We start from the raw sequence: 24,209 nt of genomic DNA, 5'->3' as shown, positions 1-24,209 counted from the left end.
GCCATGTTCTCACCTCCGCCCGCCAACAACGCCGCCTTCGGCGGCGGTGCCGCCGCCAAGGACCTCGTCAAGGACAGCAGCGACCGCGCCTTCATGGCCGACGTGATCGAGGCCTCGCAGAGCGTCCCGGTCATCGTCGATTTCTGGGCGCCCTGGTGCGGCCCCTGCAAGCAGCTCGGCCCCGTGCTGGAAAAGGCCGTGCTGGCCGCCAAGGGTGCCGTGCGGCTGGTCAAGATCGACACCGACCAGCACCCGATGATCGCGCAGCAGCTGCGCGTGCAGTCGATCCCCGCCGTCTTCGCCTTCTTCCAGGGGCGCCCGGTGGACGGCTTCATGGGTGCGGTCCCTGAGTCGCAGATCAAGGCCTTCGTCGAGAAGCTGGCGAAGCTGTCCGGCGGCTCCGAGGCCGACATGATCGAGGAGGTGCTGGCCCAGGCCAAGGAGGCGCTGGAGGCCGGCGACATCCAGACCGCCGCCGAGATCTACAACGAGTTGATGCAGGCCGACCCGGAGAACGCCCAGGCCTATTTCGGTCTGGTCCGCTGCCTGATCGCCGCCAAGGACCTGGAGCAGGCCCGGCAGATGCTCGACGGGGCGCCCGAGCCCATCGCCAAGGACAAGGAGATGGCGCTGGCCCGCAGCGCGCTGGAGGTCGCCGAGCAGGCGGAGAAGGCCGGCCCGATCACCGAGCTTCAGGACAAGGTGGCGCGCGACCCGGACGACCACCAGGCCCGCCTCGACCTCGCCATCGCGCTGTTCGCCGCCGGCCAGCGGCAGGAGGCGGTGGACGCGCTGCTGGACAGCGTGAAGCGCGACCGCGAATGGAACGAGCAGGCCGCCCGCAAGCAGCTCGTGAAGTTCTTCGAGGCCTTCGGCCCGACCGACCCGCTGACCGTCCAGACCCGCCGGCGCCTGTCGTCGATCCTGTTCAGCTAGGGCTGGACGCATTGGCCTTCGGGAAGGGGCGGCCTGCCGGTGGCGGGCCGCCCTTTTCACTTTCCGGGCCACCCCGCGCCCACTCCCGCCCTGCGGCGGAGTCGCACCGTTGCGCTCGTGACTGTTCGCGGGCCGAGCCGCGCCTATATTCCAAGCATGAACCGAAACCCGTTCGACCCGACCTTCGACCGCCTGCCGCGGGACCTGCCGATCTTTCCGCTGCCCGGCGTGCTGCTGCTGCCGCGCGGGCGGCTGCCGCTGAACATCTTCGAGCCGCGCTACCTCGCGATGGTCGAGGACGCGCTGGGCGGCGGCCGCATGATCGGGATGGTCCAGCCGACCGATCCCGGCACCCGATCCCAGGCGCCGGCCGTCTACGGGACGGGCTGCGCCGGGCGCATCACCAGCTTCACGGAATCCGAGGACGGCCGCTTCCTGATCACCCTGTCGGGCGTCTGCCGCTTCGACGTCCGCCAGGAACTGGAGGGGGCGCGCGGCTACCGCCGGGTGGAGGCGGACTGGGACCGCTACGCCGGCGACCTGGAGGAGGAGCGCGGCGCCTCCTTCGACCGGCCCAAGCTTCTGGCGGGTCTGCGCGGCTACCTCAAGGCGAACGGCATCTCGGTGGACTGGGACGCCATCGGCTCCACCCCCGACGAGCGGCTGGTCACCTCGCTCGCCATGATCTGCCCCTTCGGGCCGGGTGAGAAACAGGCGCTGCTGGAGGCGCCGGACCTCCAGCAGCGCGCGAAGCTCTTGATCGCGCTGATCGAGATGTCCATTCTCGACGCCCACGACGGCGACGCCGGGCCGCACCGTCACTGATCCCCCACATCCGCCATTTACGCGAGGCCAATTTCCATGAGCGTGGACACCCCCGAGGACAAGGCGACCGAAGGCAAGGCCGGCGCGCGCGTCGATCCCAAGCTGCTGGAAATCCTGGTCTGCCCCCTGACCAAGGGGCCGTTGCGCTACGACGCGCAGCGCGGCGAGCTGATCAGCGAGCGGGCCGGGCTGGCCTACCCGATCCGCGACGGCATCCCGATCATGCTGGTGGACGAGGCGCGCAGCGTCGACGGCGACTCCGGAGCCGCCTGATGTCCGACGAGCAGTTCGCCACGGACGCATTCGGCACCAAGCACTGGCCCGTCGAGATCCGCCTGAAGAAGGAGGAAAAGCGGCTGGAGGTCGAGTTCGACAACGGCCGGACCTTCTCCTACCCGGCGGAGTTCCTGCGCGTGGTCAGCCCCTCGGCCGAGGTGCAGGGCCACGGGCCGGGCCAGAAGCAGACGGTCTTCGGCCGCCGCCATGTCGGCATCATGAAGCTGGAGCCGGTCGGCCATTACGCCGTGCGCATCCTCTTCGACGACCTGCACGACACCGGCATCTACAGCTGGAAGTACCTGTACGAGATCGGCGAGAAGCAGGACGAGCTGTGGGCCGACTATCTCGCCGAGCTCGAGGCCAGGAAGCTCAGCCGCGACCCGCGCCGCTGATCTTCCACCGCGCTTGGCTCAGCTCCGCTCCAGTGTGACGAGTCCCCCGGCCGCGCGGCGCTTCGGCGGCGTGCGTCCGGCCTTGCAGGCGCTGTAGCCGTCGGCGCGCAACTCGCCCGGAACGATGCCGGTCGCCTCGGCGATCTGGCCGAGCCGCTCCAGCCCCAGAGCACCCGCCGCCGCCAGCGCGATCCGCCCGCAGGCCTCCGCGTCGCTGCCGGCCCGGTGGTGTTCGAGCGCGATGCCCAGATGCGCGGCCAGCACGTTCAGCTTGTGCGCGGTCAGCTCCGGCCAGGCGCGCCGCGCCAGGATGACCGTGCAGAGATAGGAGCAGACCGGGGCCGCCATCCCATAGTCGGCGAGCGTGTGGCGCAGCACGCTGAGGTCGAAGGAGGCGTTGTGGGCGAGCACGAGGCGCCCGCGCATCCGCTCCTCCAGAAGCGCCCACACCTCGGGGAATTCCGGCGCCTCGGCCACGTCGTCGGCGTGGATGCCGTGGATCTTGCTGTTGAAGGGGTTGAAGCGCAGCTCGCGCGGGCGGATCAGATGCTCCTCCGTCGCGACGACGCGGCCCCGGTCGATCCAGGCGACGCCGATGGAACAGGCACTGGTCCGCAGCTCGTTGGCGGTCTCGAAATCGATGGCGACGGCGTACATGGAAGCGGGCTTTTCCTTCAGCGCAGGATCAGGCGGGTCACGTCGTCGGGCAGCTCGCCCGCCTGCGCCATCAGCTGGACCTTCATCAGGCAGGCCACCGCGATAGCGTCCGTGATGTCGCCGCGCATCGCCATGGACAGGGCCTCGGCGAAGGGAATGCGGCGGACCTGAAGCTCCTCGGTGTCCTCCGGCGTGGCGGTGCCCTGCTGCAGCCCCCAGGCGAGGAAGCCGTGGGCGGTCTCGTCGGTGACGCTGTTGGACAGGTGCAGCGTCATCAGCGGCAGCCAGTGCCGGGCGGTGAGGCCGGTTTCCTCCGACAGCTCGCGCCGCGCCGATTCGACCGGCGGCAGCTTCGGGTCGGCGCCGCCCTCCGGGATCTCCCAGCTGTAGAGGTTCAGAGGCAAGCGGTACTGGCCGACCAGCGTGACATGGCCCTCGTCGTCGATGGGCACGACCCCGACCGCGAGGTTCTGCGCGTGCATGACGCCGTAGATGCCGGGCTTGCCCTTCGGGTTCAGCACCTGATGTTCGACGATCCGCATCCAGGGATTCTCGTAGACCGGCTTTGTGGACAGAATCGTCCAGGGATTGCGGGTCGTGTGCGGCACGCGGAAGGTCCTCCGGTCGGTTGCGGCGCATGAGCAGGTGCGGAATATAGGGAGCGCCCCGGCGCATCCGCAACGCGCCCCGGCGTGGCTCCCCGGATTTTCCCGCACCCCGGCATGCCGGTGTTGCCCCGCAGCAGCGTCGGGAATGCGCGAAAACCATATAAAACACGCGCTAATTGGTAGATATTGGTTAAGGAATCCTTTCTTGACAAGAAGGGAAGGGGCTTCTTACCTCTTTATTGCTGGGTAGGGCTGCCGCATTACACGTCGCGACGCGGCTTCTCCTGAAAAGCGTTCCTCATCGCGCGGAGAGCGGGCCTTGAACCACCGGGAGTTGGAGCGCTGGCGCAATCCGGACTTGCGGTCGCGGCTGGTCGCCTGGTGGGAGGGGTATGACGTCGAGGCGCTGTCGCGCGCGGCCCGCGCCGCCCAGCGCGCCGGGCGCGCCTCGCCGCTCGGTCTGGACCGGGCGGCGCTTTCCCGGCAGGCCCTGCCTCCTGCCACCGCTTCCGCCACCGCTTCCGCCACCGCTTCCGCCGCCGAGTCCGGCGATGTGTCCGCCGATGGCGAACTGGACCGTCTGGCGAGCCTCCAGCTCGACCGGAGCGGCGGGCCGCTCTGGTCGCCGGGGCGGGCGGAAGGCGCGCAGATGCTCTGGGGCGACGGGCAGGCGGGGCCGGGCGACGCGGCCTGGATGGTGGAGGCGGTGCGCTCCTTCGGGCTCACCCCGGCCAAGACCGTGCTCGACCTGTCGGCGGGCCTGGGCGGTTCGGCGCGCGCCATCGCCGGCAGCTACGACACCTGGGTGACGGGGCTGGAGATGTCGCCCCTGCTGGCGCGGCTCGGCATGGAGCGGTCGAAGGCGCTGGGGCTGGCGAAGAAGGCGCCCATCGCCGCCTACGACCCGGACGGCTTCAACCAGGCCGGCCATTTCGACCTCGTGCTGGCCGACCGCGTTCTGCACCGCGTCCGCTCCAAGGAGGTCTTCCTCGACCGGATCTGCGACTGCGCCAAGGAGAATGGGGGGCTGCTGCTGTTCGATTACGTGATCGAGGGAACTCCGGCCTCCTGGGACAATTGGAACCGGTGGAGGAACGAGGAACCGGAGGAGCTGTATCCCTGGTCGCGCGACCGCATGGCGACCGAGCTGGTCCAGCGCAACATGGACCTGCGCATCACCGAGGACCTGACGGCGCTCCACCGCCGCCAGATCGTCGAGCGGGTGCGGGCGCTGGCGGAGCGGCTGAAGAGCGGCGTGCTGTCCGGACCCGTGCTGTCGGGGCTGGCGCGGGAGCTGTCGATGTGGTGGGCGCGGCTGCGGGTGCTGGGCCGCGGCCTGAGCTTCGTCCGCTACCTCGCGATCAAGCCCGCCTGAAGGCCGCGTCAAGGAACCGGGCCGTGGCGGCGGCCGGGGAGGGGCGCTGTTGCGCTGCGGCATGAAGTGGTCATACCAGGGCGGAAAGTGGTCATACCAGAATCGCCCAGCATTCACCTTCTTCCCGTCTGTAGCACCCAACCATTCGGACTGTACTGAGCTCCCGGGAGCGGTCTTCGTCAGGATGAAGCGGTGCGAAGCAGGCGTGATCGAAGCCGTTTGATCCTGCCTCGTTTTTGCGCTACACCACGGCAACGACAGATATGGCCGTCATCGACAGCCGCGATCCGCTGCCGCCAAAGACAAGCACCAGACCCAAGCCAAGGAGGCGTTCCCGTGACCACGTTCACCGGTCAGGACACGTTGAAGACCCGCCGTACCCTCACGGTGGGTGGCAAGAGCTATGACTATTACAGCATCAAGGCCGCCGAGGAGGCGGGGCTGGGCGACCTTTCGCGCCTGCCCTACTCGATGAAGGTCCTGCTGGAGAACCTCCTGCGCTTCGAGGACGGCCGCACCGTCTCGGTCGACGACGTCAAGGCCGTGGCCCAGTGGCTCAAGGACAAGCGGTCGGACCGTGAGATCGCCTACCGCCCGGCGCGCGTGCTGATGCAGGACTTCACCGGCGTGCCGGCGGTCTGCGACCTCGCCGCCATGCGCGAGGCGATGGCCGCCCTCGGCGGCGACCCGAAGAAGATCAACCCGCTGGTCCCGGTCGACCTCGTCATCGACCACTCGGTGATGGTGGATTACTTCGGCACCAGCGACAGCTTCGGCAAGAACGTCGACCTGGAGTTCGAGCGCAACCTGGAGCGTTACGAGTTCCTGCGCTGGGGCCAGAAGGCCTTCGACAACTTCCGCGTCGTCCCGCCGGGCACCGGCATCTGCCACCAGGTGAACACCGAATATCTGGCCCAGACCGTCTGGACCGACACCGACCCGGCCGGCAAGCTGGTGGCCTATCCCGACACGCTGGTCGGCACCGACAGCCACACCACGATGGTGAACGGCCTGGCCGTGCTGGGCTGGGGCGTCGGCGGCATCGAGGCCGAGGCGGCCATGCTGGGCCAGCCCATCTCCATGCTGATCCCCGAGGTCGTCGGCTTCAAGCTGACCGGCAAGATGAAGGAAGGCAACACCGCGACCGACCTCGTCCTGACCGTCACGCAGATGCTCCGCAAGAAGGGCGTGGTCGGCAAGTTCGTGGAGTTCTACGGCCCGGGCCTCGACAGCCTGACGCTGTCGGACCGCGCCACCATCGGCAACATGGGCCCGGAATACGGCGCCACCTGCGGCATCTTCCCGATCGACGCCGAGACCATCAACTACCTGACCTTCACCGGCCGCGACCCCGAGCGGGTGGCCCTGGTGGAAGCCTATGCCAAGGCGCAGGGCATGTGGCGCGACGCCAACACCCCGGACCCGGTCTTCACGGACACGCTGGAGCTGGACATGGGCACGGTCGAGCCGTCGCTCGCCGGCCCGAAGCGCCCGCAGGACCGCGTCGCCCTGTCCGGCACCGCGCAGAGCTTCGCCGCCGACCTGACCGGCGCCTTCAAGGCCGATGACCCGAAGAAGTCGGTCCCGGTCGCCGGCAGCGACTACGCGCTCGAGCAGGGTGCGGTGGTGATCTCCGCCATCACGTCCTGCACCAACACCTCCAACCCCGCCGTGCTGATCGCCGCCGGCCTCGTCGCCCGCAAGGCGGTCGAGAAGGGCCTGACGACCAAGCCCTGGGTGAAGACCTCGCTCGCCCCCGGCTCGCAGGTTGTGACCGACTACCTGAACCAGGCCGGCCTGACCCAGTATCTGGACCAGCTCGGCTTCAACACGGTCGGCTACGGCTGCACCACCTGCATCGGCAACTCCGGCCCGCTGCCGGACGCCATCGCCGCGGCGGTGGAGGAGGGCAACCTCGTGGTCGCCGCGGTGCTCTCGGGCAACCGCAACTTCGAGGGCCGCGTCAACCCGCACACCCGCGCCAACTACCTCGCCTCGCCGCCGCTCTGCGTCGCCTACGCGCTGGCCGGCAACATGCTGATCGACCTGACCAAGGACGCCATCGGCACGGGCAAGGACGGGCAGCCGGTCTATCTCGCGGACATCTGGCCGTCCAACCAGGAGGTCCAGGACGCGATCAACGCCTCGCTGACGCCGGAGATGTTCCGCTCGCGCTACAGCGACGTGTTCAAGGGCCCGCAGCAGTGGCAGGACATCGCCACCGCCGAAGGCCAGACCTACCAGTGGAAGGACAGCTCGACCTACGTCAAGCTGCCGCCCTTCTTCACCGACATGCCGAAGACGCCGGGTGCGGTCTCCGACGTGAAGGGCGCGCGCGCCCTGGCCGTGCTGGGCGACTCGATCACGACCGACCACATCTCCCCGGCCGGCTCGATCAAGAAGACCAGCCCGGCGGGTGAGTATCTGCTGAGCTACCAGGTGCGTCCGCAGGACTTCAACTCCTACGGTGCCCGCCGCGGCAACCACGAAGTCATGATGCGCGGCACCTTCGCCAACATCCGCATCAAGAACGAGCTGATCCCCGGCGTCGAGGGCGGCGAGACCAAGCACTATCCGTCGGGCGAGCGCCTGCCGATCTACACGGCTGCCATGCGCTACGCCGACGAGGGCGTGCCGCTGGTCGTGGTGGCCGGCAAGGAGTACGGCACCGGCTCGTCCCGCGACTGGGCGGCCAAGGGCACCAAGCTGCTGGGCATCAAGGCGGTCATCGCCGAGAGCTTCGAGCGCATCCACCGCTCGAACCTCGTCGGCATGGGCATCCTGCCGCTCCAGTTCAAGGACGGCCTGACCCGCGACGCGCTGAAGCTCGACGGCTCCGAGACCTTCGACATCGTCGGGATCGAGGACGACCTGCGCCCCCGCAAGGACGTCACCCTGACCCTGACCCGCGCGAACGGCGCCAAGGAGGAGTACCAGCTCTTCCTGCGCATCGACACGCTGGACGAGGTCGAATACTACAAGAACGGCGGCGTGCTGAACTACGTGCTGCGCAACCTCGCGGCTTAATTCAGACACCTGAGTTCGGCGCCGGAACGTTCCGGTTCTGTCAAAGCAAAGGAAAGGGCCGCTCCCGAAAGGGGGCGGCCCTTTTCTCATGGGCGCCTCGCCCCGCCGCCATCGGGCTGGCGCGGATCATGACGGACGAGGACCAGTCGCGCGAGGCGCCCGCCGCGGTCCGCGACGCCCCGAAGGAGAGCGCCGGGCAAGCCGCTGAATAAAGCCTGCCGAATGACGCCTGCCGATTGGCGACAGCCGGTTGACGCAACCGGCGTGGGGCGGCGCGCCGGAGCTGCTATGCTGGCGGGGCCGGACCTCCGGGTCCGGTCCCGCCCCAACCGCGAGCCGAAACCGATCCCATGAGCACCGTTCCCGCCGCTCCCGCCGCCCGCTGGTCCATCGCGCTCACGGAAATCCCGAGCGTCACCGGCACGCCCGCCGAAGCCGGCTTCGCCGCGCGGCTGGTGGAACTGCTGCGCGCCGACCCGCTCTTCGCCGGCTCTCCCGACGATGTCTGGACCATCCCGGTGCCGGACGGGCTGCCCGGGCGGGCCTGCGTCTGCGCGCTGCTGCGGGGGCGGGGCGCGCGGACGGTCGTGCTGACCGGCCATTTCGACACGGTGGGCATCGAGGATTACGGCGACCTCGCCCCTCTCGCCTGCCGGCCCGAGGCGCTGAAGGCGGCGCTGGTGGAACGGCTGCGCGGCAGGGCGGAGACGGTCGGGGAACGGCTGGCGCTGGCCGACCTGGAGGGGCCGGACTTCCTGCCCGGCCGGGGGCTGCTGGACATGAAGGGCGGGCTGGCCGCCGGGCTCGCGGCGATGGAAGCGGCGGCGGCCGACCCGGAGCGCGTGGGCAACCTGCTGTTCCTCGCCGTGCCGGACGAGGAGGTGAACTCCGCCGGCGCGCGTGCCGCCGCGGCCCGTCTGGCCGGGCTGGGCCGGGAACGCGGGCTGGAGATCGTCGCGGCGGTCAACCTCGACGCGCTGGTGGAGGAGGGCGACGGCAGCGAGGGGCGGGCTGTGGCGCTCGGCACCATCGGCAAGCTGCTGCCGAGCGCCCTGGTGGTCGGCCGGGCGGCCCACGCCTCGGATTCCTTCCGGGGGCTCGGCGCCTGCGCGCTGGCCGGCGCGCTCGCCGCCGAGCTTGAATGGGCGGCGGAGCTTCAGGAGCGCACGGGCGAGGAGGCGGCGGCCGGCGTGACCCTGCTCGGCATGAAGGACGGCAAGCAGGGCTACAACGTCACCATGCCCGAGCGGGTCTGGATGTTCTGGAACGTCATGACCCAGCGGCGCGGGCCGGCCGAGGTGCTGGGCATCGTGGAGACGCTGGCGGCGCGCGCGGCGCGCGGCTTCGTCGAACGGCTGGGGCAGCGGCTCGGCGCGCCCGTTCCCGAGGTGCCGGTCCTGACCTTCGAGGCGCTGCGCCGCGAGGTGGAGGCGCGCGGACCGGATGCCGCCGAGGCGCTGGCCGGGATGGCGCGCGAGGCGGCGGGGCGCGGGCTGGACCTGCCGGAGCAGAGCCGGCTGATCACCGAGCGCGCCTGGGAGCTGAGCGGCCGCACCGGCCCCGCCATCTTCCTGGGCTTCGCTTCCATGCCCTATCTCGCGACCAGCCTCGGCGAGGACCCGGATGCGCGCCGGCTGGAGGCGGCCTGTGGGGAAGCGGTGCGGGCGGTGGCGGAGCGCCACGGCACGACCATACGGCTGATGCGCTATTTCCCAGGCATCTCCGACATGAGCTTCCTGGGCCAGGCCGACGAAGGCGCCGTGCCGGTCATCGCCGCCAACACCCCGCCCTGGGGCGCCGGCATCACTTGGCCCGAAGGCCCGGCGCTGGGCGGCGTTCCCATCGTGAACGCCGGCCCCTGGGGCCGCGACTACCACACGCCGCTGGAGCGTCTGTGCGTCCCCTACGGCTTCGAGGTGCTGCCGGACCTTGTCGGGGAGATCGCGCGGCGGGTGCTCTCGGCGAAGGATTAGGACCCCCGGACAATAGGCATGTATGCCGTTTTTCCAGGGGGACGGCCGTCTCTGCCGGCCGCACCCGCCGGAACGGCAAGGGATTGATTTGGAAAGGTGAAATCTCCGTTTCCCCTGTCTTTTCCGAACAGGGGCCGGCCTTGCCGGGCTGAACGCCCAACCCGGCCGGCGGCCTTGGGCGAACCCGAATTTTACCGTCCGTTTATCAAACAATTGTATGCTGATCCCGACGCCGCCGGGACCGGATGCGGAAGGCATCCGGCAGGGCTGGCGCGAGGGGATCGGACATGGCCATGGTCCAGCACTTCGTTCGGACGGTCGCGGCGGCGGGTCTGGCCCTGCCGCTCGCTTTCGGCGCGTCGGCGGCCGAGCCGCTTCCCGAGCCCACGGGGCGCCCGGTCCTGGAAGTGTCGGGAAAGATCGGTGTGCGCAACGACGGCCAGGCCGCGCGCTTCGACCGCGCGATGCTGGAAGGTCTCGGTACCGTCTCCTTCGAAACCGTGACGCCCTGGGACAATGGGCCGGTCCGCTTCGAGGGCGTGCCGCTCGCAACGCTGCTCGACCGGGTGGAGGCCAGCGGCGACCGGCTGCTGGCCGTCGCGCTGAACGATTATTCGGCCGAACTGCCGGTGTCCGATGCCCGCGCTTATCCCGTGATCATCGCCCTGAAGGCGAACGGCGAGTATCTGAGGGTCGACAACAAGGGGCCGCTGTTCATCGTCTACGATTACGACAGCCGGACCGAGCTGAATTCGAACGCCTACTTCAGCCGCTCCGTGTGGCAGCTGAAGAGCCTGGACGTCCGCTAGGACATGAGCGGGCGCGGCATGGACAGGGAAGGGCGCATGGCATCCGGCATGGAGCGGCTCGGGGCGGAGCGGAGCCGGAACGGGCGAAGCCGGAGGGAGCGGAGGTCGGGCTTCCTGCTCGCGGCCGTGACCGGCCTCTTCGCCGCGGCCTCGATCTACGCGAGCGCGCTGGTGTTCCAGCACGCCTCAGCACTGGACGAGGCGACCCCTTATCACGCGGCCTGGGCGGCGAGCCAGGCCGTCGGCGAGTTCGTGCGGCTGGAGCAGCGCATCACCGCCTACGCGCTGGCCGGCGACGCCGCCGCGGAGGAGGAGGTCTCGCTGCGGCTCGCCATCGTCAAGGGACGGCTGAGGCTTCTGGCAAGCGGCCGGCTCACGGAATTCGGGGAGCGTTCCCCGGACCTCCGGCAGGCGCTGGAGCGCGTCTCCGCCGCCGTCGCGCGCGCCGAGGCGCTGTTCGGCGACACTGGCGGCGATGCCCCGGCCAAGGCGCGGGCGGCGCTGGCCGTGCTGGCCCCGGCCGTGCCCGAGCTGTCGCGCTTCGCCTCCGCCGTCAACCAGTACAGCAGCGAGGAGATCTCGGAGGCCCAGGACAACCTGATCCGGCAGCACCGGAACTTCTCCCTCCTCGCCGGGACCTGCCTGCTGTTCAGCGGCCTGTCCATCGCCTTCATCCTCCACAACAACCGCGCCATGCGGCGCGCGCAGTTCCGGCTCCAGAGCCTGAGCGTGGACCTGAGCGCGGAAAAGGAGAACGCCGAGGCGGCGAACCGGGCGAAATCCCGTTTCCTGGCCGTCATGAGCCACGAACTGCGCACGCCCCTGAACGCGATCATCGGCTACGCCGAGATCATCCAGGAGGAAAGCCGCCGCGAGGAAAGCCGCCGCCAGGAAGGCCGCCCAGGGCAAGGCCAGGGAAGCGGTGCCGCCCGGCAGGCCGCCGAATGCGCCGAATACATCCTCGGCGGCGGGCGCCACATGCTGGTGATGGTGGAGGACCTGCTGACCGTCGCCAAGCTGGAGTCCATGACGCTGTCCCTGAACCGCGACAGCGTGGACAGCCGGGCGGCCGTCCTGTTCGCCCTGAACATGGTCCGCTCCAGCACCATCGGCCAGGGCCGCACGGTCGAACTCGACCCGGACTCCGCATGGCCGGTCCTGTACGCCGACGAGAAGGCGTTGCGGCGCATGGTGACGAACCTGCTGTCCAACGCCCTGAAGTTCAGCACGCCCCCGTCACCGGTCCGCATCGCCTGCACGGCCGGCCCGCAGGGCGAGGTGGAGATCGCCGTGACGGACCAGGGCATCGGCATGACCGCCGAGCAGGCCGCCCTGGCCGTCCAGCCCTTCACCCAGATCGACAGCCGCCTGTCCCGCCTGCACGAGGGCACCGGGCTCGGCCTCAGCATCGTCAAGGGCCTGATCGAGGCGCATGGCGGGCGCCTGGAGATCGCCAGCGAACCCGGCCGCGGCACCCGGGCCGCTCTGGTCCTGCCGGCCTCCTGCGTCCTGGCGCGACCGGCGAAGCCGGAGCGGGAGAGGGAACAGCTCGGTCAGGAGGCCACGCTGTGAGGACCGTCGAACTTGCCGAAGCCGGAGCATGTCTTGGCGAACTGGTCGCGCTGGCGGCGTCCGGAGAACCGGTCTGCATCACCGTCGAAGGCAAGCCGGCCGCCCGGCTGGTCGCCGCGCAACCACCCCGCCGGCCTGTCGATGTCGCAGCGCTCCGTGCGCTGACGGATTCGATGCCGGTGCAGGGGGAGTCGGATGCTCGGTTTCGTCGGGCGATTCTCAAAGTTAGCGCCCATGCGCGTCCGCGGGGATGACGGTGGCGGGATGGTCGCACGCTTGCTTCGATCGCTCATTTATCCTTGGCCGCACCAAACCCCTCACTGCGTCGGCGCGCGCGCCGACTGTTCCAGGGCGCGGATGTGCGACAGGCCCGGGAGGATCTCCGACTTGACGAATTCCAGGCGGCGGTTGGGGCCGCCGCCGCCACGGGCGAAGCGGGCTTTCCAGAGGGACATCTTCACGGCCAGCCCGCACAGCACGCCGCCGATGGTGACGTGGTGGGAGGTGATCAGCTCCCGGATGGCGCGGAAGGTCTGGGCGTTGATGTCGCGCCAGAAGTCGCGGGAGCGGTTGTCGAAGCTCTCGAAGCGGCCGGTGATCGAGGTGGTGATGTCGGTCAGGTCGCTCTCGATCTCGTCCAGCATCCGGATCTGGCGGGAGTCGCGCCGCACCTCGGCGGAGGCGCGGATGTCGTTCACCCAGTCCATGAAGCGCTGGGTCTCCGGCACGATGTCGTCCAGGCACTTCTTGAAATAGGCGAGCGACAGGAAGATGTCGCCATACTCCTCCAGGAACTGCGGGATCTCCATCAGCCCGATGTCGAGCCGGTCGGCCATCATGCGCAGGTTCCGCAGCGCCTCGTCCCGGTTGGGGTTGGCGAACATGTTGATCAGGTCGCCCACGTCCTGGACCTGGATCTCCTCCATCCCGTAGACGTATTCGACCAGCGGGCGCGTGAAGACGCGCATGTAGTTGGTCAGCTCCGCCTTCTTGCGGTCGGACAGGGTCAGGGATTCGACGTTGTTGACGTCGATCTTCAGGCGCCGCAGCTCGATGCGCGAGGAGTAGACGTCGAAGCTGGAGGCGCGTCCGATCTTCTGGATCTTGACGAGGTCGCGTTCCATCTCCTCCGGGTTGGATTCGAAATAGGCGGCGACCTGATGCGGCGGCACCTGGCCGCTGCCGGCCTGGGGGTCGTGGAACATCTCCACGACCGTTTCCAGCCGCACGTTCTTGATCAGCCGGGCCTGCTGGAGGCCGGCCGTCTCCAGCGGGATCATCGACAGGGGCAGGATGTGCAGCGCGTCGCGCGCCTCGTCCGCCCTGGCTTGGTCCTCCACGGCCCGGCTCATGCCCGCCGCTCCGGATGCCGCGCGTGTCGCCACGGGGCCGTGACCGCCGTCCACCCTGTTCTCCCGACGCCTGTTCCGCGAACGCGGGCCATACTAGCGGCAGCAAATACCGACATCACGCGACGCTCTGCGACAAAATTCAACGGGGTGGGATACGAGAAAGGCCGGCGCGCCATCGGGGCGGGCCGGCCTGACCGGTTCGGGGCGGGGGCCGCCTGGAGGGGGCGTCAGTGGAGGCTGACCGGCTCCATGTCGTTCTGGACGATCGCGGTGAAGGCCGCGTCGCGCCCGGGCACGACGGTCAGCTGCGTGCCGTCGGCGGCGTAGACGCCGAAGGCGTCGATGCCATGCACCGTCACCGGGCGCACATAGGCCACATGGTCCAAGCCGAAGGACGCGAAGTCCTGGGCCGAGATTTCGCGCAGGTGAAGGGAGTCGTTCATGGATGATGGTCTTTCGGCAAACGGACCGCCGGCTGGACCGGCGGCCGGAAACTAAGGTCAGGCCTCGGAACGGTCGGGCGCCACGTCGATGGTCTGCGGCCCCTTGGCCGCGCCCTGGTCCGTCCTGGTCTGTTCGATCTTGATGGTGCGCACCTTCGGCTCGGGCATCGGGCGCCGCAGGTCGACGTTCAGCAGCCCGTTGTCGAGCGACGCGCCGATGACCTCGATCCCCTCGGCCAGCACGAAGCTGCGCTGGAACTGGCGGGCGGCGATGCCCCGGTGCAGGTAGACGCGCGACCGGTCGTCGGTCTGGCGGCCGCGGATGACGAGCTGGTTGTCCTCGGTCTGGACCGACAGGTCCTCCGACGTGAAACCGGCCACAGCCAAGGTGATGCGGAGTCCGTCCTCGCCGATCTGCTCGATGTTGTAGGGCGGGTAGCCCTCGGCGGAATTCTTGGCGATGCGGTCGAGCGTCCGCTCGAACTGGTCGAAACCGAGCAGAAGGGGGCTGTTGAACAGCGAAAGGCGAGTCGTCATGGGCATCCTCCTCGAGACGCGAGCGAGTTGCGCGGCGGGCCCGTTGCCGGCACCCGGTGCATCGGCGGCCCGATCTTCGTCTCGGCGCCGCACTCCCCATAGATTGGAGGATCGCGGGTCGCGGTCAAGACATTAAGAGGGCCGGCGGGTCCATGGGGCTGCGGCCTTTTAACGGAAACCTAACCCGGCGGCCCCTAACTGGACGGGGCGCGCGCCGCGCCGGCTCCCGGCCCGGTTCCCCCCTCGACCTGGTTTTCATGACCGACCGCACCTCCTCCTCCTCCTCGCCCTCGATGATCGTCGAGTCCCGCCGCATCGTGTTCAACGACACGGCGTTGCGGCTGGCCATCCGCCTGTACGCCGACGTGTCGACGCAGGGCGACCTGCCGCAGGGGGTCATCACGGGCGTCGATCTGCGCGACAATGACGGGCTGTCGGCGACGGTCTTCGTGCAGCAGAGCGGCGCGTCGATGCTGCGCGAGGCGGTGCTGAGCCAGCAGAAGATCCTGGCCGCACTCCTGCTGCTCTGCCGCAGCCAGAAGATCCCCGTGCCGCGCCAGGCCGACAAGTCCCTGACCGTTGCCGGCAGCCGGCTCGTGCTGGACATCAAGCACAAGCCCCGGACCATCACGCTTTCGACCTGAACCGCGCGCGGGTGCCGCTGTCCGGAAAGGACGAGGGGAAAGCTTGCGGCCCGTTCCGGCGCCAGCCCATACTCCCGCCCGATCGCCTGGGAAGATCCCTGGCAACAGGCAGTGGTGGAGCGTCGAGGATGGCCGCCGGCAGCGTGACGAACGGGCGTCCTGAACCGCGTCCCGACATGCGCGACGTGCGCGGCCGCGGCTTCGCGACCCGCGCGTCCCTGGCGGAGGCCGAGGCCTGGATCGACGCCCGGGTGCCGGCGCAGGCGATCGAAACCGTCCCGTTCGCCGGGGCCGTGGGCCGCGTGTCGGCGGCGGCGCTGGCCGCACCCGGCGACTGGCCGCCCGCCGGCCGCGCCGCGCGCGACGGCATGGCGGTGGCGGCCTCCGACACGCTGGGTGCCGGTTCCTACAATCCCGTTCCGCTCTTCGCGGCCGTGCCCGTCGCGGCCGGCGACCCGCTGCCCGCGGGCGCGGATTCCGTGCTGCCGGTCGAGGCCGTGCAGGAGATCGCCGGCATGGCCGAGGCGCTGGCGGCACTGGCACCGGGGGAGGGGGTTGAACGGCGCGGGGAATCCGTCCGCGCCGGCGCGCCGCTGCTGGCGGAGGGGGAGGTCCTGCGCCCGCACCATCTCGGGCTGCTGGCGGCGCTGGGCGTCGCGGAGGTCGCCGTGCGCCCGCGCCCGCGCGTGCGGATCGTCCTGGCCGGCGGCCCGCGCCGGGGGGCGGACGCGCTGGGCGCCATGCTGGTAGCGCTGGTCGCGCGCGACGGCGGCCTGCCGGAGCTGGTGGGGCCGCTGCCGGCGGACGTCGGCGCCCTGGCCGCCGCCTTCGCGGAGCCCGGCGCCGACCTGCTGCTGTCCGCCGGGCGGACCGGAGTGGGCCCGGACGACGTGGCGCCGCTGGCGCTGGCCGCCGCCGGCACCCTTGCGCTGCACGGCGTCGCCATGCGGCCCGGCGACTCCGCCGGGCTCGGGCTCGCGGGGGCCGCGCCGGCCGTCCTGCTGCCGGGGGAGCCGATGGCCTGCCTCGCCGCCTATGAACTGCTGGGCGGGCGGGCCGTGCGGCGGCTCGGCGGGCGCGCCCCGGAGATGCCCTTGCCGGTCCAGCCTGGGGTGACGCGGCGCAAGCTGGTGTCGGAGATCGGCTGCGCCGACCTCTACCGCGTGCGCATCGACGGGGAGGGCGGGGTGGAGCCGGTGGCCTCCCCCGCCGTGCCGGGGCTGGGGGCGCTGCTGCGCGCGGACGGCTTCGTCCTGATCCCGCCGGAAAGCGAGGGCGTCCCGGAGGGCAGCCCCGTGACCGTGCGGCGGTATGACGCTACGATGGCCGGCTGAGGGAATGGGGCCAAAGGGAATCAGGCCAAAGGGAATCAGGCCAAAGGGAATCAGGAAGGAAACGCGCGTGTCCAACAAGGACGAATTCGGCCAGGACATGTCCAGCCAGGAGATCCGGCGCTTCGTGGCGCGCGCCGCGCGGCAGGAGCAGTTCCTGGAGGTCGTGAGCCGGGAGGAGGCGGAGGCGCGCTTCCGCCGCCATCTCGACCTGACGCCGAAGGGGGAGGAGAGCGTCCCGCTGTCCCGCGCGCTCGGCCGCGTGCTGGCGCGCGACGTGCTGGCGGAGGTGGACGTGCCGGGCTTCGACCGCTCCTCGGTGGACGGCTTCGCGGTGCGGGCCGCCGACACCACGGGCGCGGCCGAGGACGCACCCGTGCGGCTGCGGCTGAACGGGGAGGTGCTGTCCGCCGGGCGCGCCCCCGCCCTGACCGTCGCCCCCGGCACCGCGACGGTGATCGCGACCGGCGGCATGCTGCCGCGCGGGGCCGACGCCGTGGTGATGGTCGAGCAGACCGACGTGCGCGACGAGGACGGCAGCCTGTCGGTCGAGATCCGCCGGCCCGCCATGCCCGGCGCCTTCGTCGCGGCCACCGGTTCGGACATCGGGCGGGGGGAGACGGTGCTGCGGCGCGGCCAGCGGCTGACCTCGCGCGAGATCGCGGTGCTGGCCGCCATAGGCCGGGCCGAGCTGGCGGTGGTCCGCCGCCCGCGCGTCGCCATCCTCTCCACCGGCGACGAGATCCTGGCGCCGGGCGAGCCGATGCGGCCGGGCGGCGTCTATGACAGCAACGGCGCCGTGCTGGCCGCCGCCGTGGAGGAGCTGGGCGGGGAGCCGGTGCCGCTGGGCATCGCCCGCGACGAGGAGGAGAGCCTGTCCCGCCTCGTCGCCGAGGGGCTGGCCTGCGATGCGCTGCTGCTGTCGGGCGGCACGTCCAAGGGGGCCGGCGACCTGTCGCACCGCATCCTGGAAGGGCTGAGCGATCCCGGCATCGTCGTGCATGGCGTGGCGCTGAAGCCGGGCAAGCCGCTCTGCCTCGCGGTCACCGGGGGCAAGCCGGTGGCCGTGCTGCCGGGCTTCCCGACCTCGGCCATGTTCACCTTCCACGAGTTCGTGGCGCCGGTGATCCGCGCATTGGCCGGCCTGCCGCCCGAGGCGGCGGAGACGGTGCCGGCCTCGCTGCCCGTGCGGCTGGCGTCGGAGCGGGGGCGGACCGAATATGCGATGGTGTCGCTGGTGCGCGGGGCCGGCGGGGAACTGGCGGCCTACCCGCTCGCCAAGGGCTCCGGCGCCGTCACCGCCTTCAGCCAGGCCGACGGCTTCATCGCGGTGGACGCCCAGGCCGAGGCGGTGGAGGCCGGCACGCCCGTGTCTGTCCAGCTGCTGGGCCGCGACGCCGGCCCGGCCGACCTGATCGTCATCGGCAGCCATTGCGTCGGGCTCGACGCAATCCTCGGCCGCATGGCGGGGGAGGGGCTGTCGGTCAAGGCGCTGAACCTCGGCTCCATGGGCGGCCTCGCCGCCGCCCGGCGCGGGGAGTGCGACGTGGCGCCCGTCCACCTGATGGACCCGAAGAGCGGGGAATACAACCGCCCCTTCCTGACATCGGCGCTGGAGCTGGTCCCCGGCTACCGCCGCAACCAGGGCGTCCTGTTCCGCCGGGGCGATCCCCGCTTCGAGGGGCGTGGCGCGGAGGCGGCGGCGCGGGCCGCGGCGGATGACGCCGACCTCATCATGATCAACCGCAACGCCGGCAGCGGCACCCGCATCCTCACCGACCGCATGCTGGGGCCGGCGCGCCCCGCCGGCTACTGGTCGCAGGCCAAGTCGCACAACGCCGTGGCCGCCGCCGTGGCGCAGGGCCGCGCCGACTGGGGTGTCGCCATCGACAGCGTCGCGAACCTGTATGGGCTGGGGTTCCTGCCGCTGCAGGAGGAGCATTACGACTTCATCATCCCGCGCGACCGGCTGGACCGCCCGGCGGTGAAGCGCTTCCTCGCCGCGCTGGAAGACCCCGCCGTGGCCGAGGCGCTGGCGGGGTTCGGCTTCCGGCGGTGAAACCAACGGCCTTTTGGCCGTTGGAGGCCGCGACCGCGGCCCGCGGTCACGTGACCGCGAAGCCAAGCGGCCGGATGGCCGCGCCCGGCGTTTGAGGGAAAAAGAAGAATCAGTGGACGCAAGCGCCACCCGCGCTGACACCCTCGCCGACGCAGGAGCAGCCGGGGCCGCAGCCGCCCTCGGGCATGGTGACGCGCATCTCGCCGCGGGCGGTCACCAGGACGGCGTCGAGCGGCAGGCCGGTGGCGCCGGCCATCTGTTCCAGCGTCACCTCCGGCGGGATGTCCATGCCGGGGGCGAAGGCCGGGTGCAGGTAGGACAGGCGTTCCAGCGCTGCGGGGTTCTCCCGGTTCAGCGTGCCCATGGTGGTGGCGGCGGTCGGGATGCTGGCCATGGCCGGGACCTTTCGGTGCGGTGTGCGGATGCCGGAAACGTAAATGCCGGAAACGACGAAGGGCCCGGTCAGATCTGACCGAGCCCTTCGTTGATTTGGTGGAGCCAAGGAGGATCGAACTCCTGACCTCTACAATGCCATTGTAGCGCTCTCCCAGCTGAGCTATGGCCCCGGAACTCTGGGGTGCCTGCCTTTCGGCCGGCGCCGGTGGAGCGGGATAATCGTCAGATCGGGGGGCAGGCGCAAGAGAAATATTCGCCCCTCCGAAACTTTTTTCCCGACCCCGTCCGGCTTTTGGGAAAAGCGCCTCAGCGCTCCTCCTCGTTCTCGTCGTCGACGTCCACGACCTCGTCCATGTCGTCCTCGCCCAGCTCGGAGGTGTCCTCGATCAGCACGTCCTCCTCGTCCTCGGCGGCGTCCTCGACCTCGACGTCATCCTCGACCTCGACGTCGTCTTCGACCTCATCGACTTCGACCTCGTCCTCGGTCTCCCTCTCGACATCCTCGTCATCGACCGGGGCGGCCTTCTTGACCACCTCGTCGGCGGGGGCCGGGCGGGCCTTGCGCGACTTCAGCAGGGCCTCCGGGTCGAACTGCGCGCCGCAAGACGGGCACACCGGCGGGTCCTTGCGCATGTCGTAATAGCGCGCGCCGCAATTCGGGCAGATGCGCTTGACGCCCCATTCGGGTTTGGCCACGCCAATCCTCCGTAGATTTCCGGGAATTTCTCAAGTGGCGCCCTTTGCCATGCCAGCGGGCGCTTGTCAAAAAAAAGTTCGCGCCGGACATGGGCGGCTTACGGGTTGATCCCCACGCTCTGTCCCACACCCGTAGGGAGGAACACATGCAGCGCCATCCCGGCATCCTCCGGAAGATCCTTCTCGCGGCACTTCTCCTGACCGCCTCCGCGCCCCTGGCGTCGGCCCAGCTCGCCCCCGCCCCGGAGGGGGCAACGGGACGCGGCCGGCAGGCGGTCGCCACGGCGGCGGGCAGCATGGTGGCCGCCGCCAACCCGCTGGCGGCCGAGGCCGGGCGCGCGGCCCTGCGCGCCGGCGGCAGCGCGGTGGACGCGGCCATCGCCGTGCAGCTCGTCCTCAACCTCGTGGAGCCGCAAAGCTCCGGGATCGGCGGCGGCGCCTTCCTGGTCCATTACGACGCGGCGACAAAGCGGGTCACCAGCTACGACGGCCGCGAGACGGCCCCGGCGGCGGCCCGGCCCGACCGCTTCCTCCGCCCCGACGGCACGCCCATGCCCTTCATGGAGGCGGTGGCCAGTGGCCGGTCCGTCGGCGTGCCGGGGCTGGTGCGGCTGCTGGAGCATGCCCACGCCCGGCACGGGCGGCTTCCCTGGCCAGCGCTGTTCGAGCGGGCGATCCAACTTGCCGAGGACGGCTTCCCGGTGAGCCCACGGCTGAACGGCCTTCTCGGCCAGGACGCTTATCTCGCCCGCGACCCGGCGGCGCGCGCCTATTTCTACCAGCCCGACGGCACGCCCAGGCCGGTCGGCCATGTGCTGCGCAATCCCGCCTTCGCCGACACGCTGCGTGCCATCGCACGAGGGGGAGCGGCGGCCTTCTACGAGGAACCCATCGCCGGGGACATCGTGGCGGCCGTCCGCGCGCACCCGGCCCATCCCGGCGACCTGACGGCGGAGGATCTGAAGGGCTATGCGGTGAAGGAGCGCGAGCCGGTCTGCGGCAGCTACCGCGCCTACCGGCTCTGCGGCATGGGGCCGCCCAGCTCCGGCCCGGTCGCCATCCTCCAGATGCTGGCGATGCTGGAGGGCAAGGACATGGGGCGGCTGCGCGCCGACATGCCCCTGGCGGTGCATTGGTTTTCCGAGGCCGGGCGGCTCGCCTACGCGGACCGCGCCCTCTACCTCGCCGACCCGGATTTCGTGCGGGTGCCGCTGAAGGGCCTGCTCGACGCCGGATATCTGCGTGGGCGGGCGGCGCAGATGGGCGGGCGTTCGATGGGGGAGGCGAAGCCGGGCGAGCCGCCCCACCGCGAAACGCGCCACTGGGGCCTGGCGGAGGCGGTCGAGAACGGAACCAGCCACATCTCCGTCGTGGACGGGCAGGGCAACGCCGTCTCCATGACCACCACGATCGAGGGCGGCTTCGGCTCGCGCATCATGGTGCGGGGCTTCCTGCTGAACAACGAGCTGACCGACTTCGCCTTCACCCCGGAGGTCGAGGGCAAGCCGGTCGCCAACCGGGTGGAGCCGGGCAAGCGCCCGCGCAGCACCATGGCGCCGATGCTGGTGTTCCGTGGGGACGGCAGCCTCCTTGCCACGGTCGGCTCCCCCGGTGGCAGCGCCATCGCCAATTTCGTGGCCAAGACGCTGGTGGCGTTGCTCGACTGGGACATGGACCCGCAGGAAGCGGTGGACCTCGCCAATTTCGGCAGCCGCAACGGCCCGACCGAGCTGGAGAGGGGGACCGAGGCGGAGGGCTGGGTGTCTGCGCTGGAGGCGCGGGGCCACAGGGTCGAGCTGATGGACATGACCTCCGGCACCCAGGCGATCATCGTCACGCCGGACGGGCTGTCCGGCGGCGCCGACACCCGGCGTGAGGGCGTCGCGATCGGGGACTGAACCGGCGGTCGGCGGGCGTGCAGCGGCTCTGCAATTAAGGCTAGGTGCGATAAAAAGGGCGCATCTTTACGCCTCGTTAACGATAATAAGATTACAAGGATGTTGCACTTCGTGCACTCCTCCATTTTTGGCATGGGAATTTTCCCGAACTTGGACCGCCCGGGGGCAACCCCGTGGCGGTCTCTTTTTGCCCGCGTTCCGCACACGCTCCAGGGTGGTGCCGCCGCGCTGACGGGAGTCGCATCGCCGGGAGGGCTGTGATAGGTAATCCGGCCGAGTTCATCCATTTCGAGGGTTTTTCCATGTCGCTGGCGAAGCCGTTGCGCTCGTCCTCCACCGGCGCGCTCAAAGGCACCCTGCGTGTGCCGGGCGACAAGTCGATCTCGCACCGGTCGCTGATGCTGGGCGCGGTGGCGGTCGGCGAGACCGTCATCCATGGGCTGCTGGAGGGCGAGGACGTGCTGCACACGGCCGCCGCCATGCGGCTTCTGGGGGCGGAGGCCGAGCGCGACGCCGACGGCGTCTGGCGCGTGCGCGGCGTCGGGCTGGGCGGCCTGCGGGAGCCGGCGCAGGTGCTGGACATGGGCAACAGCGGCACGGCGGCACGCCTGCTGATGGGGCTGGTCGCGGCGCACCCGATCACCAGCGTCTTCACCGGCGACGCCTCCCTCAACAAGCGCCCGATGGCGCGCGTGACCACGCCGCTGGAGCAGATGGGCGCGCGCTTCGTCGGGCGCGGCGGCGGGCGGCTGCCGCTCGCCGTGGTCGGGTCGGACCAGACCATCCCGGTCACCTACCGGCTGCCGGTCGCCTCGGCCCAGGTGAAGTCGGCGATCATCCTCTGCGGCCTGAACACCGCCGGCATCACCACCGTGATCGAGGCGGAGCCGACCCGCGACCACACCGAGCTGATGCTGCGCCATTTCGGCGCCACCGTGACGACGGAGCGCATGGCGGACGGCGCGCTCGCCGTTTCCGTCACCGGCCAGCCGGAGCTGACCGCCCGCGAGATCTTCGTGCCGTCCGACCCCAGCTCGGCCGCCTTCCCGGCGGTGGCGGCGCTGCTGCGCCCCGGCTCGGAGCTGGTCCTGCGCGACGTCGGCATGAACCCGCGCCGCACCGGCCTGTACGACACGCTGCTGGAAATGGGCGGTTCAATCGCCTTCGAGAACCGCCGCGACCAGGCGGGCGAGCCGGTCGCCGACCTGCGGGTGAAGCATGGCCCCCTGAAGGGTGTCGTTGTGCCGGCCGACCGCGCGCCCAGCATGATCGACGAGTATCCGGTCCTGGCGGCGGCGGCGGCCTGCGCCGAGGGCACGACCGTCATGCTCGGCCTGAAGGAGTTGCGCGTGAAGGAGAGCGACCGGCTCTCCATGGTCGCGGAAGGGCTGACGCGCTGCGGCGTCAAGGTGGAGGTCGGGGCCGACGACAGCCTGACCGTCCACGGCACCGGCCGCCCGCCGCAGGGCGGCGCCACGGTCGCCACCGCGATGGACCACCGCATCGCCATGAGCTTCCTCGTTCTGGGCATGGCCACGTCCGAACCTGTCCAGGTGGATGATGGCGCCTTTATCGACACGAGTTTTCCGGGTTTCGTCGGTTTGATGAATGGACTGGGGGCGAGCATTGCGGAGGTTTAAGGAGATGAGCGTCGTCATCGCCATCGACGGGCCGGCGGCGAGCGGTAAGGGCACGCTCGCCAAGCGGGCGGCGCTCGCCTTCGGTTTCGCGCATCTGGACACGGGATCGCTCTACCGCGCGGTCGGCATGGCGGTGCTGCGCGCCGGGATGGACCCGTCGGACGCGGAGGCCGCGGCCCGCGCCGCCTGGGACCTGCACCCGGAGGACGGCATCCTCGACGACCCGGCCCTGCGCACCGACGAGGCGGCGCAGGCCGCCTCCAAGGTGGCGGCGGTGCCGGCGGTGCGCGAGGCCCTGCTGGAGTTCCAGCGCCGCTTCGCGTCGACCCCGCCGGGCGACGCGCCGGGCGCCGTGCTCGACGGGCGCGACATCGGCACGGTGGTCTGCCCGAGCGCCGACGCCAAGCTCTTCGTTACCGCTTCCGTGGAGGTCCGGGCCGACCGGCGACTCAAGGAGTTGCGGGGACGCGGGATTCCGGCTATACCCTCCGACGTTCTGGAGGACATGAAGGCTCGTGACGCGCGCGACAGCCAGAGAGCGGTGGCCCCGCTCCGTCCGGCTGCCGACGCTTTTGTGCTTGATACGTCCGCCCTCGACGCCGAACAGGCGTTCGCAGAGGCGATCGGCTTCATCGGTTCGAAGACCGGCCTCAGCCCCAGGGGTCTCAAGCCCCGGGCCTGAACGGCGCGTTCCGGGCTTCTCGGCCCTTCAGGAAAACATCAACCAAGTCGCCGGGCGTGGGGCCCGGCGCGGCGGCCT

Annotated in this window: 23 protein-coding genes and 1 tRNA gene; 16 read left to right on the top strand and 8 right to left on the bottom strand. The window is 70.5% G+C overall.

The annotated features are described in order from the left end of the window. Positions 1 to 3: 3 nt before the first annotated feature. From JUB11_RS19370 to JUB11_RS19355, 4 genes are all read left to right on the top strand, one after another. Entirely contained in the window at positions 4 to 936 is a 933-nt protein-coding gene (locus tag JUB11_RS19370; RefSeq protein ID WP_207460213.1) for a co-chaperone YbbN, read from the top strand. Positions 937 to 1,092: 156 nt separating this feature from the next. Next, positions 1,093 to 1,761 carry an LON peptidase substrate-binding domain-containing protein gene (locus JUB11_RS19365; RefSeq protein ID WP_207460212.1) on the top strand — a complete coding sequence of 223 codons (669 nt, stop codon included), beginning with the start codon at positions 1,093 to 1,095 and terminating at the stop codon, positions 1,759 to 1,761. Positions 1,762 to 1,797: 36 nt separating this feature from the next. Continuing rightward, a complete protein-coding gene (locus JUB11_RS19360) occupies positions 1,798 to 2,034 on the top strand; it encodes a Trm112 family protein (RefSeq protein ID WP_207460211.1) in 237 nt (78 codons plus the stop codon). Next, positions 2,034 to 2,432, top strand: a complete 399-nt coding sequence (locus tag JUB11_RS19355; protein WP_207460210.1) for a DUF971 domain-containing protein — start codon at positions 2,034 to 2,036, stop codon at positions 2,430 to 2,432. The genes JUB11_RS19360 and JUB11_RS19355 overlap by 1 nt, the downstream gene beginning before the upstream one ends. Before the next feature lie 18 nt (positions 2,433 to 2,450). On the opposite strand, the gene JUB11_RS19350 is transcribed toward JUB11_RS19355, so the two are convergent. Continuing rightward, a complete protein-coding gene (locus JUB11_RS19350) occupies positions 2,451 to 3,089 on the bottom strand; it encodes a 3'-5' exonuclease (RefSeq protein ID WP_207460209.1) in 639 nt (212 codons plus the stop codon). Between the two features lie 17 nt (positions 3,090 to 3,106). Continuing rightward, the gene (locus tag JUB11_RS19345; RefSeq protein ID WP_348771467.1) at positions 3,107 to 3,697 is read right to left on the bottom strand and encodes an NUDIX hydrolase; all 591 of its coding nucleotides are present in this window, start codon (positions 3,695 to 3,697) and stop codon (positions 3,107 to 3,109) included. A gap of 319 nt (positions 3,698 to 4,016) precedes the next feature. Between JUB11_RS19345 and JUB11_RS19340 the strand changes: the two genes are divergently transcribed. From JUB11_RS19340 to JUB11_RS19315, 6 genes are all read left to right on the top strand, one after another. Continuing rightward, entirely contained in the window at positions 4,017 to 5,072 is a 1,056-nt protein-coding gene (locus JUB11_RS19340) for a class I SAM-dependent methyltransferase (protein ID WP_207460208.1), read from the top strand. Between the two features lie 336 nt (positions 5,073 to 5,408). Beyond that, the gene (gene acnA, locus JUB11_RS19335) at positions 5,409 to 8,099 is read left to right on the top strand and encodes an aconitate hydratase AcnA (RefSeq protein ID WP_207460207.1); all 2,691 of its coding nucleotides are present in this window, start codon (positions 5,409 to 5,411) and stop codon (positions 8,097 to 8,099) included. Between the two features lie 350 nt (positions 8,100 to 8,449). Continuing rightward, the gene (locus JUB11_RS19330) at positions 8,450 to 10,072 is read left to right on the top strand and encodes a M20/M25/M40 family metallo-hydrolase (protein ID WP_207460206.1); all 1,623 of its coding nucleotides are present in this window, start codon (positions 8,450 to 8,452) and stop codon (positions 10,070 to 10,072) included. 287 nt (positions 10,073 to 10,359) lie between these two features. After that, the gene (locus JUB11_RS19325) at positions 10,360 to 10,881 is read left to right on the top strand and encodes a molybdopterin-dependent oxidoreductase (protein ID WP_247887166.1); all 522 of its coding nucleotides are present in this window, start codon (positions 10,360 to 10,362) and stop codon (positions 10,879 to 10,881) included. 36 nt (positions 10,882 to 10,917) lie between these two features. Continuing rightward, the gene (locus JUB11_RS19320; protein ID WP_207460205.1) at positions 10,918 to 12,453 is read left to right on the top strand and encodes a HAMP domain-containing sensor histidine kinase; all 1,536 of its coding nucleotides are present in this window, start codon (positions 10,918 to 10,920) and stop codon (positions 12,451 to 12,453) included. Beyond that, positions 12,450 to 12,707, top strand: a complete 258-nt coding sequence (locus JUB11_RS19315; protein WP_207460204.1) for a type II toxin-antitoxin system prevent-host-death family antitoxin — start codon at positions 12,450 to 12,452, stop codon at positions 12,705 to 12,707. The genes JUB11_RS19320 and JUB11_RS19315 overlap by 4 nt, the downstream gene beginning before the upstream one ends. Positions 12,708 to 12,770: 63 nt before the next feature. On the opposite strand, the gene JUB11_RS19310 is transcribed toward JUB11_RS19315, so the two are convergent. The 3 genes from JUB11_RS19310 to JUB11_RS19300 all read right to left on the bottom strand — a co-directional run bounded on the left by JUB11_RS19310 (position 12,771) and on the right by JUB11_RS19300 (position 14,785). Then, positions 12,771 to 13,805: a hypothetical protein gene (locus JUB11_RS19310; RefSeq protein ID WP_207460203.1), complete on the bottom strand. Its 1,035-nt coding sequence runs from the start codon at positions 13,803 to 13,805 to the stop codon at positions 12,771 to 12,773. Between the two features lie 227 nt (positions 13,806 to 14,032). Beyond that, complete coding sequence (locus JUB11_RS19305) at positions 14,033 to 14,248, bottom strand: DUF1150 family protein (protein ID WP_207460202.1); 216 nt, start codon at positions 14,246 to 14,248, stop codon at positions 14,033 to 14,035. Between the two features lie 57 nt (positions 14,249 to 14,305). Beyond that, a complete protein-coding gene (locus JUB11_RS19300) occupies positions 14,306 to 14,785 on the bottom strand; it encodes an Hsp20 family protein (protein ID WP_207460201.1) in 480 nt (159 codons plus the stop codon). Between the two features lie 257 nt (positions 14,786 to 15,042). Between JUB11_RS19300 and JUB11_RS19295 the strand changes: the two genes are divergently transcribed. From JUB11_RS19295 to JUB11_RS19285, 3 genes are all read left to right on the top strand, one after another. After that, the gene (locus JUB11_RS19295) at positions 15,043 to 15,429 is read left to right on the top strand and encodes a hypothetical protein (RefSeq protein ID WP_207460200.1); all 387 of its coding nucleotides are present in this window, start codon (positions 15,043 to 15,045) and stop codon (positions 15,427 to 15,429) included. 128 nt (positions 15,430 to 15,557) lie between these two features. Continuing rightward, on the top strand, positions 15,558 to 16,763 hold the full coding sequence (locus tag JUB11_RS19290; RefSeq protein ID WP_207460199.1) for a molybdopterin molybdotransferase MoeA: 1,206 nt from the start codon (positions 15,558 to 15,560) through the stop codon (positions 16,761 to 16,763). 67 nt (positions 16,764 to 16,830) lie between these two features. Further along, positions 16,831 to 18,819: a molybdopterin biosynthesis protein gene (locus JUB11_RS19285; RefSeq protein WP_348771466.1), complete on the top strand. Its 1,989-nt coding sequence runs from the start codon at positions 16,831 to 16,833 to the stop codon at positions 18,817 to 18,819. 109 nt (positions 18,820 to 18,928) lie between these two features. Here JUB11_RS19285 and JUB11_RS19280 read toward each other — a convergent pair whose 3' ends face one another. From JUB11_RS19280 to JUB11_RS19270, 3 genes are all read right to left on the bottom strand, one after another. Beyond that, positions 18,929 to 19,213, bottom strand: coding sequence for a hypothetical protein (locus JUB11_RS19280; protein WP_207460198.1), 285 nt, complete (start codon positions 19,211 to 19,213; stop codon positions 18,929 to 18,931). Positions 19,214 to 19,309: 96 nt separating this feature from the next. Beyond that, positions 19,310 to 19,385: transfer RNA gene (locus tag JUB11_RS19275), tRNA-Ala, on the bottom strand. A gap of 136 nt (positions 19,386 to 19,521) precedes the next feature. After that, positions 19,522 to 19,911 (bottom strand): TIGR02300 family protein, encoded by a 390-nt coding sequence (locus JUB11_RS19270; protein ID WP_207460197.1) that lies wholly within the window; start codon positions 19,909 to 19,911, stop codon positions 19,522 to 19,524. A 146-nt stretch (positions 19,912 to 20,057) separates the two neighbouring features. Between JUB11_RS19270 and ggt the strand changes: the two genes are divergently transcribed. From ggt to cmk, 3 genes are all read left to right on the top strand, one after another. Continuing rightward, the gene (gene ggt / locus JUB11_RS19265; protein ID WP_207460196.1) at positions 20,058 to 21,809 is read left to right on the top strand and encodes a gamma-glutamyltransferase; all 1,752 of its coding nucleotides are present in this window, start codon (positions 20,058 to 20,060) and stop codon (positions 21,807 to 21,809) included. Between the two features lie 302 nt (positions 21,810 to 22,111). After that, positions 22,112 to 23,449 (top strand): 3-phosphoshikimate 1-carboxyvinyltransferase, encoded by a 1,338-nt coding sequence (gene aroA, locus JUB11_RS19260; RefSeq protein WP_207460195.1) that lies wholly within the window; start codon positions 22,112 to 22,114, stop codon positions 23,447 to 23,449. A 4-nt stretch (positions 23,450 to 23,453) separates the two neighbouring features. After that, on the top strand, positions 23,454 to 24,131 hold the full coding sequence (gene cmk / locus JUB11_RS19255; protein WP_207460194.1) for a (d)CMP kinase: 678 nt from the start codon (positions 23,454 to 23,456) through the stop codon (positions 24,129 to 24,131). Positions 24,132 to 24,209 lie beyond the last annotated feature (78 nt).

It is taken from the genome of Azospirillum sp. SYSU D00513 (genome assembly GCF_017356015.1).
GTDB lineage: Bacteria > Pseudomonadota > Alphaproteobacteria > Azospirillales > Azospirillaceae > Azospirillum.
This window is presented reverse-complemented; position numbering and strand designations above follow the sequence as displayed.